This window comes from Microbacterium sp. AISO3 (genome assembly GCF_002204305.1).
Taxonomy (GTDB): domain Bacteria; phylum Actinomycetota; class Actinomycetes; order Actinomycetales; family Microbacteriaceae; genus Microbacterium; species Microbacterium arborescens.
The window spans coordinates 100776-112122 of record NZ_NHRF01000004.1 but is presented as its reverse complement, the minus strand read 5'-3'; the positions used below and the strand labels follow the sequence as shown (position 1 = coordinate 112122).

Genomic DNA, 11347 nt, shown 5'->3' with positions numbered 1-11347 from the left:
GGTGTCAGCGATTCGCGATCCCGCGAATGGGCGGGTGGTGGAACGTGTCGCCGAACGCCCGCTCCGACGCGCCCTCCCGATCGAGGTAGGGCGAGGCCCCGCCATCGATGAACGGCCAGCCGGCGCCCAGGATGAGGCACAGGTCGATGTCCTGCACCTCCGGGACGACGCCTTCGTCGAGCATGAGCTTGATCTCCTGTGCCAGGCCGTCCTGCACGCGCTGAAGGATCGTCTCGGCCGCGACCGGCGACGAACCCGTCGCCTTCTTCGCGATCTTCTCCGCGGCCTTGGTGAATCCGGTGACGCGCCCTCCCTTGTCCTTCTCGACGACCTCGGAGAGCTCCGCGAGCTGATGGAAGTTCTCGTTAGCGTAGAAGCGGTCGGGGAACGCCGAGGTCATCGTGTCCTGCACGTGTGCGGCGACCTTCCAGCCGACGAGGTCGATGAGCTGGAAGGGCCCCATCGGCAGCCCGAGCGGCGAGAATGCCTTCTCGACATCGGCGACCGGCGTGCCCTCGTAGACGGCGCGCGCCGCCTCGCCCATGACCTTCGCCAGCAGTCGGTTCACGACGAAGCCGGGCGCGTCGGCCGTCAGGACGGCGTTCTTTCCGAGCCCCTTCGCGACCACGAAGGCGGTCGACAGGGCAGCATCCGTCGTCTGCGGCGTCTTCACGACCTCGATCAGCGGCATGACCGCGACGGGGTTGAAGAAGTGGAAACCGACCAGACGCTCGGGGTGAGCGAGCTTCGCGCCGATCTCCGCCACCGACAGTGACGAGGTGTTCGTCGCGAGGATCGCGTCGTCGGCGATGATCTTCTCGATCTCGCCGAAGACCTGCTGCTTGACGCCGACCTCTTCGAACACCGCCTCGATGACGAAGTCGCAGTCGGCGTACTCGCTCTTGTCGACGGTGCCGTGGACGAGCGAGCGGAGCTTGCCCGCCGTGTCGGAATCGATGCGGCCCTTCGCCTCGAGCTTGCCGATCTCCTCGCGGATGTAGGCGAGCCCCTTGTCGACGCGCGCCTGATCGAGGTCGGTGATGAGCACGGGCACCTGGAGCCTGCGGACGAAGAGCAGCGCGAACTGGCTGGCCATGAGGCCCGCACCGATGACGCCGACCTTCGTCACCTTCTTCGCCAGCGACTTGTCGGGAGCGCCGACGGGCCGCTTCGCGCGCTTCTGCACGAGGTCGAAGGCGTACATCGACGCGGCGAACTGGTCGCCCGAGATGAGCTCGGCGAGAGCGTCGTCCTCGCGGGCGAAGCCTTCTTCGCGCGATCCGCTACGGGCCTTCTCGAGCAGCTCGAGCGCCAGGTAGGGCGCCTTGGGCACGGTGCCGATCTTGGACTCGAGCATCCCGCGAGCGACCTTGACGGCGATCGGCCACTTCGTCAGGCGCTCGAGCTTGCCGGGCTCGTTCTTGCGCGTGACCGAGACGGCACCCGACAGTACGCGGTCAGCCCAGGCGAGGGAGTCCTCGAGGTAGCTCACCGCGGGGAAGATCGCGTCCATGATGCCCAGGTCGAACGCCTGCTGAGGCTTGAGCACGCGGTTCTGCTTGAGCGGATTGCTGATGACCACTTCGAGCGCGTTCTCGATGCCGATGAGGTTCGGCAGCAGGTAGGCGCCGCCCCAGCCCGGGATGAGACCGAGGAAGACCTCGGGCAGGGCGATGGCCGCCGCGGAGGCATCCACGGTCCGGTAGGTGCTGTTCAGCGCGATCTCGAGACCGCCGCCGAGGGCGAGGCCGTTCACGAAAGCGAAGGAGGGAACACCCAGCTGCGACAGGCGCCCGAGCACCTGGTGCCCGCGCTGCGCGACGAGCTTCGCGATCTCCTTCGAGGGCAACCGTGAGACATCGGAGAGGTCGGCTCCCGCGGCCAGGATGTACTGCTTGCCGGTGATGCCGACGGCATCGATCTCGCCCGCTGCTGCACGCGCGGCGAGCGTATCGAGGACGCCGCCCAGCTCGGCGAGCGTCGCCGGACCGAGCGTGTTCGGTCGGGTGTGGTCGCGGCCGTTGTCGAGGGTGATGAGCGCGAGCGTGCGGCCCGAGGGGAGCCGGACATCACGCACGAGCGAGTGGGTGATGACCTCGTCGCCGGTCAGGGCGTCGAGGGGGGAGAAGTCGATGTCGTCGTAGGTCATGTCGGCGCGCCTCACTTCTTCGCGGTCTTCTTCTTGCCGGTGTAGTGCGGGTTCTCCCAGATCACGGAACCGCCCTGGCCGAGGCCGACGCACATGGCCGTCAGTCCGTAGCGGACGTCCGGACGCTCGGCGAACTGAGCGGCGAGCTGGATCATCAGACGCACACCGGATGCCGCCAGGGGGTGACCGACCGCGATGGCGCCGCCCCACGGGTTCACGCGCGGATCGTCGTCGTCGATGCCGAAGTGGTCGAGAAGCGACAGCACCTGCACCGCGAACGCCTCGTTGAGCTCGAACAGGCCGATGTCGTCGATCGTCAGGCCGGCCTTGGCGAGCGCCTTCTCGGTCGAGGGGATGGGGCCGATGCCCATCACCTCGGGCTGGACGCCGGCGAAGCCGAACGAGACCATCCGCATCTTCGGAGTGAGGCCGAGCTCCTTCACCGCGCGCGAGCCGGCGAGGAGGCTGATGGTCGCGCCGTCGGTGAGAGGTGAGGACGTGCCCGCGGTGACGCGCCCGTGCGGGCGGAAGGGCGTCTTCAGCTGAGCGAGGCCCTCCATCGTGGTCTCGGGCCGGCGGCCCTCGTCCTCGGTCGCGAGGCCCCAGGCGCCGTCCGCGGACTTCACCGCGACGCGAACGAGATCAGGCTGCAGCTTGCCCGCCTCGTACGCGGCCTGAGCCTTGTGCTGGCTGCGCATGCCGAACCGGTCGGCGCGCTCCTTCGTGAGGACCGGGAAGCGGTCGTGCAGCCGCTCGGCGGTGATACCCATGTTTAGGGCGTCTGCGCTGACGAGCTTCTCGGTGAGGAAGCGCGGGTTGGGATCGGTGTCGCCGCCGCCGAGGGGGTGTCGACCCATGTGCTCGACGCCGCCCGCGAGGGCGAGGTCGTACATGCCGATGCCGATCGAGCCGGCCATCGTGGTGACGCTCGTCATCGCACCCGCGCACATGCGGTCGATCGCGAAGCCCGGCACGCTCTGCGGGAGGCCGGCGAGGATCGCTGCGGTGCGGCCGAGGGTCAGGCCCTGGTCGCCCTGCTGGGTCGTCGCGGCGATCGCCACGTCATCGATCCGGTCGATCGGCACATCGGGGTTGCGTTCGATCACGCCCCGGATCGCTTTGACGACGAGGTCGTCCGCTCGGGTGTTCCAGTACATGCCCTTCTCGCCGGCGCGCCCGAACGGGGTGCGCATGCCGTCGATGAAGTAGACGTCCGAGATCTCGGCCACTTTGCCTCCAGAAGATGGGATCTTCCCCAGCCTAGAGAGCCGCGGAGGCCGGGAAAATCGGTTGGGTCGAACCTACGAACCGGCCGAGGAAGGTGCGGCATCCCCGTTCACGGAATCCACAAAGGCTTGAGCGATCAGCTGTGCAGTCTGCTCAATCTGCCACGGCCGCGCGCCGAGCTCCGCGAGTGCCGTCCCGACCGTCTCGGCCGAGATCTCCGCGGGCGGTGCCCATGCCACGCGGCGCAGCAGCTCAGGAGTGAGCAGGTTCTCCGTCGGCATCGACAACTCCTCCGCGCGCTGCTCGACGAGCGGCTTGGCAGCCTTCAGGCGGGCGTCGGCGGGAGGGTTGCGGTCGACCCAGGCCCGCACGGGCGGCAGGCCGTCGCCCGGCAGCCGGTCCGGCGGCAGCGACTGCTCGGCCCGGCCGGCCTCGAAGGCCGCCCACCAGCGGTCGAGCTGCGAGCGGCTCGCGCGGCCGGTGAAGTCCTTGACCTTCGCCAGGTCCTGCTTCGTCTTGGGGTCGGCGGCGAGCGCCGCGACGAGCGCGCGGTCGGGGACGAGCCGACCGGGGGCGATGTCCTGCTCGCGGGCGTACTCCTCGCGCGCGGTCCACAGTGCTCGCGCCACCGCGAGCGCGCGGCGGCCCCGAATCGTGTGCAGGCCGCTGAGCCGGCGCCAGGGGTCTTCGCGCGGCGGCTTGACCGGCCGGTCGAGCACGGCTTGGAACTCCTGTGCGGCGAACTCGACCTTGCCCTGCGCCTCAAGCTCGCCTGCGAGCGCATCGCGCACGTCGATGAGGTGCTCCACGTCGAGGGCTGCATACTCGAGCCACGACTGCGGCAGCGGGCGCGTCGACCAATCGGCCGCCGAGTGCGCCTTGGCGAGGACGATGCCCAGGGTGTCCTCGACGACGGCGCCGAGCCCGACGCGGGCGTGCCCGAGCAGGCGTGCGGCGAGCTCGGTGTCGAAGATCGACGTCGGGTCGAGCCCGGCCTCGCGGAGCGAAGGCAGGTCCTGGCTCGCGGCATGCAGCACCCACTCGACGTCGCCGATGGCGGACTGGAGAGGGGCGAAGGTCGTGATCGCCGGGGGATCGAATAGGTGCACGCCGGCTCCGCGGCGGAAGACCTGGATGAGATAGGCCCGTTGCGAGTAGCGGAAGCCCGACGCTCGCTCGACGTCTACGGCGACGGGTCCGTCGCCGGCCGCGAGCAGCTGCGCGGCGCGTTCGAGTCCGGCGTCATCGGCGATGACGGTGTATTCAGCCACGGTTCCCCCGGCGTGCTCCGAAGACGGCGACGCCCTCCGACCCCGGAGGAAGGCCGGCCAGCATGCAGGTCAGTTCCGCCCAGGCGTCGATGTGGGCGGTGATGTCGCCGACGGGGGTCCACGAAGCGCGCAGTTCGATCTGCGCACCGTCGCCCTCGTCGGCGAGACTTCCGAAACCGCGCGAGAGCGTCTTCGTCGCGGTCCCCGAGATGGAGTGAAACGAGGCGCCGCGATGATCGAGCGCGTCGATGAGCCACGACCAGGCGACCTCGGCGAGAAGCGGATCGACGCCGATCTCGGGCTCGAGCGGCGCCTGGGCGAATGCGACGATGCGCCACGCCCCGCCCCAGGCATCCGGCTCGTCGTCGTCGTGGAGGACAACGATGCGGCCGGTGCCGTAGGGGGAGTCGACGGCGTGATCCTCGGGTCGCACATCGCCCGCAAGCGCGAGGGCGTCGGGCGCGAGGCCGGTCGGGGCAGGGATCTCGCGGACCACGAGGTCGTCGCGGAAGGTCATCGCCAGCACCGCCTCGCGTGCGACGACGAATGCCGTCGCGTCGGCGGGAGGACGGGAATCGGCCACGTCGACAGACTAGAGTGAGGCCTCGATGATGGGTTCCAGGCGCGCCGGGGCTGCGGGCGCATCTCCCGCAGCAGCCACCGCGGCGAAGACGACGATCGCGGCATTGGCCGGAGCCCTCGGGATCTCGTTGGCGGCGCTCGGCACCGTTTCGATGCGCGTAGCCCGTAAGGTCGTGACGCCCGCCGGGCGGGTGCCCGACACGCAGCTGCTCGCGGTCGACGTCGCCGCGCAGACGCTCACCCTCTCGCGCACTCCCGACACCGAGCTGCCGGGGCGGTACGGACTGTTCACGACGGGCACCGCCTCGTATGTGAAGGTCGGTGCCGTGCTGGCGCTCGACGAGACGTCGGTCAAGCGCAAGCTGCTCACGCAGATCGGAACGGACGACCGGCTGTCAGCCGCCGCGGCATTCAGCGGGTGGTACTACTCCGATCCGGCGGAGCTGCACCTGCCCTACCACTCCGAGCTCGTCGGGTCTCCGCTCGGACCCTGCCCCGCCTGGTTCTTCCCGGCCGCGGACGCGGCGGGGGAGCCGAGCGACACGTGGGTCATCCAGATTCACGGGCGCGGCACGACACGGGCCGAGACGCTGCGTGCGGTGCCGGTGTTCCACGCCGCCGGTGTGTCGTCCCTGCTGGTGTCGTACCGCAACGACGGCGAGGCGCCGCGCAGCCGATCGGGCACGTACATGCTCGGTGCGACCGAATGGCGCGATGTGGATGCCGCGATCGGAGCGGCCCGCCGCCGCGGCGCGCGCCGCATCTTCCTCATGGGGTGGTCGATGGGCGGCGCGATCGCCCTCCAGGTCGCCCTGAACTCGGCCCATCGCGACATCATCGCCGGAGTCTTGCTCGAGTCGCCGGCGATCGACTGGCGCATCGTGCTCGACTACCAGGCGCACCTGCTGCGCATCCCCGCCCCCGTCGCGAGCACCGCCGTGCGCGCGCTCGACAGCGCGTGGGGGTCGCGGGTCGTCGGGTTGAACACCCCGATCCCGTTCGACCGGCTCGATGTGGTCGCCCGTGCGGCCGAGCTTCGGCATCCGACTCTCATCCTGCACAGCGACGACGACGGCTTCGTCCCGGCTGACGCGTCGTATCAGCTGGCAGAGGCGCGTCCCGATCTGGTCGAGCTGGAGGTGTTCCGGACGGCCCGGCACACGAAGCTGTGGAACTACGATCCGGAGCGTTGGACCTCGGTCATCCGCGACTGGCTCGAGCGCCGACGCTCAGCCGCAGATAGCTGAAGCCCGCGGCATCCATCAGCGCACCCGCGACGGCGGTCGGCACCTCGTCCGCAACCGGCAGGACGGGATGCCGGACCGGTCCGATGCGCGGCGCGACCGTGAGGCAGATCTCGTCGGCCACGCCCGCGGCGATGAACTGCGCAGCAAGGGTCGGTCCGCCCTCGCAGACCACGCGCTCCCACCCGCGGGCCGACAGGACGGCGAGCACGTCGGCGGGGGACAGGTCGGGCCCGCTGCCGGCGGTGACAACGGTGACGCCGGCGGGCGCTTCGGGACGGGCGCCGTCGGGAACGACCAGGACGACCCGCCCCGCCTCGGCGTCGGTCAGGCGGTGGCCGTCGAGACGCCCCGACCGCGAGACGATGGCGAGGGCCGCCGTACGCGGAACGACATAGCCCTCCGCGCGGACGGTCTCCGCGCCCACGACGACGACGTCGGCGTCCCGGCGGATGATGCCGAGGATGCTGCGATCGGTCGGGCTCGTGATCGTCTCGCTCGTCCCGTCGCCGCCGGAGGCTGACCCGGTCAGGGTAGTGACCATGTTCACGCGGACGTATCCGCCGGGCGCTCGCCGGTAGCGCCCTGCGAGCCACACCCGTCCGGCATCCGTCGTGGAATCGGCGCTCTCGCCGGTTTCCGGAAGCATCTCGGTCACACGCACGGCGTCATCCTTTCACGCGGTTAGGGTTGATCCGTGACGAGCACATCCGCCGGAATCCTGCGCCTCAGCGACCGCCGTCCCGAGGTGAGCGGCACCGAGATGCTCGCCGCCCTGGTGCCGCCGCCGCAGTTCGACGAGGCGACGTTCGATTCGTACCGGGCCGACCCGCAGTACCCGTCGCAGCAGGAGGCGAAAGACCTCCTCGAGACCTTCGCCGGCGGTGGGGCGCCGGCCGCCCGCGGGGGACTGTTCCGCCGCGCGAAGAAGGCGCCCGAGACGAAGCCCGGGGTGTACCTCGACGGCGGCTTCGGCGTCGGCAAGACCCACCTGCTCGCCGCGATCTACCACGCGATGCCGGCACGCCGGAAGTACTTCGGCTCGTTCATCGAGTACACCGCCCTCGTGGGAGCCGTCGGGTACCAGAACACGGTGCAGCTGCTGCGCGGCGCCGACCTGCTGTGCATCGACGAGTTCGAGCTCGACGACCCGGGCGACACGATGGTGATGACCCGGCTCCTCGGCGAGCTCGTCGCATCGGGCACGCGTCTGGCGGCGACCTCGAACACGCCGCCCAACGCGCTGGGCGAGGGGCGTTTCGCCGCTCAGGACTTCCTGCGCGAGATCCACGCGATGTCGGCGAGCTTCCAGACCATCCGGATCGACGGCACCGACTACCGGCAGCGTGCCGTCGACGGGCACGCCGTCGCGCTCGCGCCCGAGAAGTACGAGGCGGCGATCGCGGAAGCCGCGGCATCCGGTCTGGTCTCGGACGACCCCTTCGCCGACGTCATCGCGCACCTCGCGACCGTCCACCCGTCGCGTTACATCCGCCTCGTCGATGACATCTCCACGATCGGTCTGCGCGACGTCACGCAGTTGACCGATCAGTCGGCCGCCCTCCGCTTCGTCGCGTTCGTCGACCGCGCCTACGATGCGCAGATCCCGATCCGCGCCACGGGCCGGCCTCTCGACGAGGTCTTCGGCGACGAGATGCTCGGCGGCGGATACCGCAAGAAGTACCTGCGCGCCATCTCGCGCCTCGTGGCTCTCACCCACTCCTGAGCACCTGCGCAGGGCTCGCGCGGCGCCAGGAAACCTGATGTTTACCGGGGGAGCGCTCGCGTAACCGTTCGGAAACACGACTGCGCCGTCGGGGGAAACTGGGTGCCTCGACACTGAGGGGACCCGACGCTACACCTGCGTCCCTGCAGAGAGGTTCCCTTCGAGATGGATCAAGGCAACACCGCATTCATACTCATCGCGGCCGCATTCGTCCTGCTGATGACGCCAGGACTCGCATTCTTCTACGGCGGTCTCGTCAAGGCCAAGAGCGTCATCAGCATGATGATGATGAGCTTCGGCGCCCTCGGACTCATCGGCGTCCTCTGGGTGCTCTTCGGCTACGCCATCGCCTTCCCCGGCGCTGAGGGAACCGTCGCCCCGTGGTCGATCGACTGGAGCGCGATCGGTCTGAGCAGCCTGCTCGAAACCCCCGACGACGCCGCCTTCCCGCCCATGGCATTCGTGTGCTTCCAGGCCACCTTTGCGATCCTCACCGTCGCGCTCGTCTCCGGAGCGATCGCCGACCGTGCCAAGTTCGGCGCGTGGATGCTGTTCGCCGGTGTCTGGGCGACGGTGGTCTACTTCCCGGTCGCGAGCTGGGTCTTCAACTTCGGCCTCGCCGATGACGGCTCGTTCGAATACGGCGGCTGGATCACCAAGGGGCTGCAGGACGTCTTCGGTGTCGGAGCGATCGACTTCGCCGGTGGCACCGCGGTGCACATCAACGCCGGTGCTGCCGCTCTCGCCCTCGCTCTGGTCCTCGGCAAGCGCGTCGGCTTCCAGAAGGGCGTCCACGTTCCCCACAACCCGCCGTTCGTGCTCCTCGGCGCCGGTCTGCTGTGGTTCGGTTGGTTCGGCTTCAACGCGGGCTCCGAGCTCGCCGCCGACGGCACCGCCGCGCTCGCCTTCATCAACACGATCGCTGCTCCCGCCGCCGCTCTGCTGGCCTGGCTCCTCGTCGAGAAGATCAAGGACGGCAAGCCCACCTCCGTCGGCGCCGCATCGGGTGCCGTCGCGGGTCTCGTCGCCATCACCCCCGCGTGTGCCTCGGTCGACCCCATCTGGGCGATCGTGCTGGGCCTCATCGCCGGTGCCGCCTGCGCGCTGGCCATCGAGCTCAAGTACAAGCTCGGCTTCGACGACTCGCTCGACGTCGTGGGCATCCACCTCGTCGGCGGCCTCATCGGAACGCTCTACCTCGGCTTCTTCGCCAACGGCACGGGCCTGTTCATGGGCGGCGACGCCAGTCAGCTGATCGTCCAGGCGATCGCGGCCCTCGCCGTTCTCGTCTACTCCTTCGTGCTGGCCTTCATCATCGGGTTCGCGATCGAGAAGACGATCGGCTTCCGCGTGAAGAACGAGGACGAGATCGCCGGCATCGACACGGTCATGCACGGCGAGGTCGGGTACACCCTCTCCGACGCCAAGGTCTGATCAGGCCTCGGCTCTGACTCGGGCGGGGCATCGCGGATCACTCCGCGGTGCCCCGCCCTGTTTCTCGTGGGCGCTCGGTTGGCAGGCGGCGCCGCTTCGCGGGAGGTGAAGGGGCGCGAGCTGCCAGGTGAGGCGGAGGATGAGGCGGGGCGCGCCTCGCGGGCTGGGTAGGTTTGGGCGCATGGGTGTGCTTTCGCGTGTGTGGGATCTGCTGCGACCGCGTCGGACGGCGGGTGGCTCGGGTCGGCCGGCCACAGCGCGTCCGCGGTCGGCGACCGTCGCACCGGCTCGCCCGAGCAGGCCGTCCGCGTCGGGCGGAGGGGTCGCCGGCGCGGCATCCGTCGTCGAGGTCGCTCTCCCCGATGCCGTCGGCCTGCGGCTCGCCTACGAGCCGACGCCCGATGGGCAGCCCGATCCCGGCGAGATCGTCTGGGCGTGGGTTCCGTATGCGGAGGATGCCGCGCGCGGCAAGGATCGCCCGCTGCTCGTGCTCGCGCGCGCCGACGGCGGCCAGAGCTGGGCCATGAAGCTCACGAGCAAGCCGCACGACGGCGAGCGCGACCACATCCCGCTCGGGACGGGGGATTGGGACCGCGAGCGGCGCCCGTCGTGGCTCGACGTCGACCAGATCTACCTCGTCCCCGCGAGCGGCATCCGCCGCACCGCCGGAGCCCTCGATCGCACCACCTACGCTCGGGTCGCCCAGTCGCTCTCGCAGCGCTACGGGTGGCGCACCGCCCGCTGACCTGCGCTAGTCCCGCGCCGAGAGTGCACCCTCTCGGCGAGAACGTACCGGGAACCATGCGCTCTCGCAGCGGCAGTGCGTCCTCGGTGCGTGGGGGCCTGCCGTGATCGAGGCGGGGATGGTTTCATGGCGACATGAGCGAATCGTTCCCGGAGGTACCGGGGGCGCACCCGGGCGAGCCCCACGCGTCATCCATGTCGGGGCGGCTGAACTGGCTGCGCGCGGGCGTCCTGGGCGCGAACGACGGCATCGTGTCGACCGCCGCCCTGGTCGTCGGTGTCGCGGGGGCGACGACGGAGACGGCGCCGATCTTCGCCGCCGGCGTTGCGGGACTCGTGGGCGGCGCGATCTCGATGGCGCTCGGCGAGTACGTATCGGTCAGCAGTCAGAGCGACAGCCAGCGCGCCATGATCACCAAGGAGCGCCGCGAGCTCGCCGAAGACCCCGCGGCTGAGCTCGTCGAGCTCGCGGGGCTCTACGAGCAGCGCGGGCTCTCGCCCGAGACCGCGCGGCGGGTTGCGGAGGAACTGACGGAGCACGATGTCGTCGCCGCGCACCTCGAGGCCGAGCTGGGGCTGACCGAGGACGAGGTCGTGAGCCCGTGGGCGGCGGCCGGCGCCAGCGCGCTTGCGTTCACCATCGGTGCGCTGCTGCCGCTTCTCGCGATCCTCCTGCCGCCCGCCGACATCCGGGTTCCCGTCACCTTCGTGGCGGTGCTCATCGCTCTCGCTCTCACCGGGTATCTGAGCGCGCGCCTGGGCGACAGTCCGCCGTTGCGTCCCGTTGCGCGCGTCGTCGCCGGCGGGGCTCTCGCGCTGATCGCGACCTTCACGGTGGGTTCGCTGCTGGGCGTCTCCGGCGCCGTCTGACCCGGCGCGGATCTCGTGCACCGCGAGGACGCACCGCTGCGGCGAGCGCGCACCATGCGCGGTGCGTTCTCGTCGCGACGGTGCGTGCTCGGCGGGCGCA

General features: G+C 70.1%; 10 protein-coding genes. 5 read left to right on the top strand and 5 right to left on the bottom strand.

Translation table 11 applies throughout. The features are described from left to right. Positions 1 to 4: 4 nt before the first annotated feature. The 4 genes from CBF90_RS07880 to CBF90_RS07865 all read right to left on the bottom strand — a co-directional run bounded on the left by CBF90_RS07880 (position 5) and on the right by CBF90_RS07865 (position 5230). Positions 5 to 2149: a 3-hydroxyacyl-CoA dehydrogenase NAD-binding domain-containing protein gene (locus tag CBF90_RS07880; protein WP_088380320.1), complete on the bottom strand. Its 2145-nt coding sequence runs from the start codon at positions 2147 to 2149 to the stop codon at positions 5 to 7. An 11-nt stretch (positions 2150 to 2160) separates the two neighbouring features. Further along, on the bottom strand, positions 2161 to 3378 hold the full coding sequence (locus CBF90_RS07875) for a thiolase family protein (RefSeq protein ID WP_088380319.1): 1218 nt from the start codon (positions 3376 to 3378) through the stop codon (positions 2161 to 2163). Positions 3379 to 3450: 72 nt separating this feature from the next. Next, a complete protein-coding gene (locus CBF90_RS07870; protein WP_023951297.1) occupies positions 3451 to 4647 on the bottom strand; it encodes an HRDC domain-containing protein in 1197 nt (398 codons plus the stop codon). Further along, positions 4640 to 5230: a DUF3000 domain-containing protein gene (locus CBF90_RS07865; RefSeq protein ID WP_023951295.1), complete on the bottom strand. Its 591-nt coding sequence runs from the start codon at positions 5228 to 5230 to the stop codon at positions 4640 to 4642. Before CBF90_RS07865 ends, CBF90_RS07870 begins: the two co-directional genes overlap by 8 nt. A gap of 25 nt (positions 5231 to 5255) precedes the next feature. On the opposite strand from CBF90_RS07865, the gene CBF90_RS07860 reads away from it, so the two are divergent. After that, positions 5256 to 6476: a S9 family peptidase gene (locus CBF90_RS07860; protein WP_088380318.1), complete on the top strand. Its 1221-nt coding sequence runs from the start codon at positions 5256 to 5258 to the stop codon at positions 6474 to 6476. Here CBF90_RS07860 and CBF90_RS07855 read toward each other — a convergent pair. Further along, on the bottom strand, positions 6430 to 7137 hold the full coding sequence (locus tag CBF90_RS07855; protein ID WP_023951289.1) for a dihydrofolate reductase family protein: 708 nt from the start codon (positions 7135 to 7137) through the stop codon (positions 6430 to 6432). The genes CBF90_RS07860 and CBF90_RS07855 overlap by 47 nt on opposite strands. Before the next feature lie 33 nt (positions 7138 to 7170). Between CBF90_RS07855 and zapE the strand changes: the two genes are divergently transcribed. The 4 genes from zapE (at position 7171) to CBF90_RS07835 (ending at position 11247) form a co-directional block, all read left to right on the top strand. Beyond that, positions 7171 to 8199, top strand: a complete 1029-nt coding sequence (gene zapE, locus CBF90_RS07850; protein WP_023951286.1) for a cell division protein ZapE — start codon at positions 7171 to 7173, stop codon at positions 8197 to 8199. A gap of 165 nt (positions 8200 to 8364) precedes the next feature. Continuing rightward, positions 8365 to 9633, top strand: a complete 1269-nt coding sequence (locus CBF90_RS07845) for an ammonium transporter (protein ID WP_023951284.1) — start codon at positions 8365 to 8367, stop codon at positions 9631 to 9633. A 181-nt stretch (positions 9634 to 9814) separates the two neighbouring features. Next, entirely contained in the window at positions 9815 to 10378 is a 564-nt protein-coding gene (locus CBF90_RS07840) for a type II toxin-antitoxin system PemK/MazF family toxin (protein ID WP_197690571.1), read from the top strand. 134 nt (positions 10379 to 10512) lie between these two features. Continuing rightward, a complete protein-coding gene (locus tag CBF90_RS07835) occupies positions 10513 to 11247 on the top strand; it encodes a VIT family protein (protein ID WP_088380316.1) in 735 nt (244 codons plus the stop codon). The last annotated feature ends 100 nt before the right edge of the window (positions 11248 to 11347 follow it).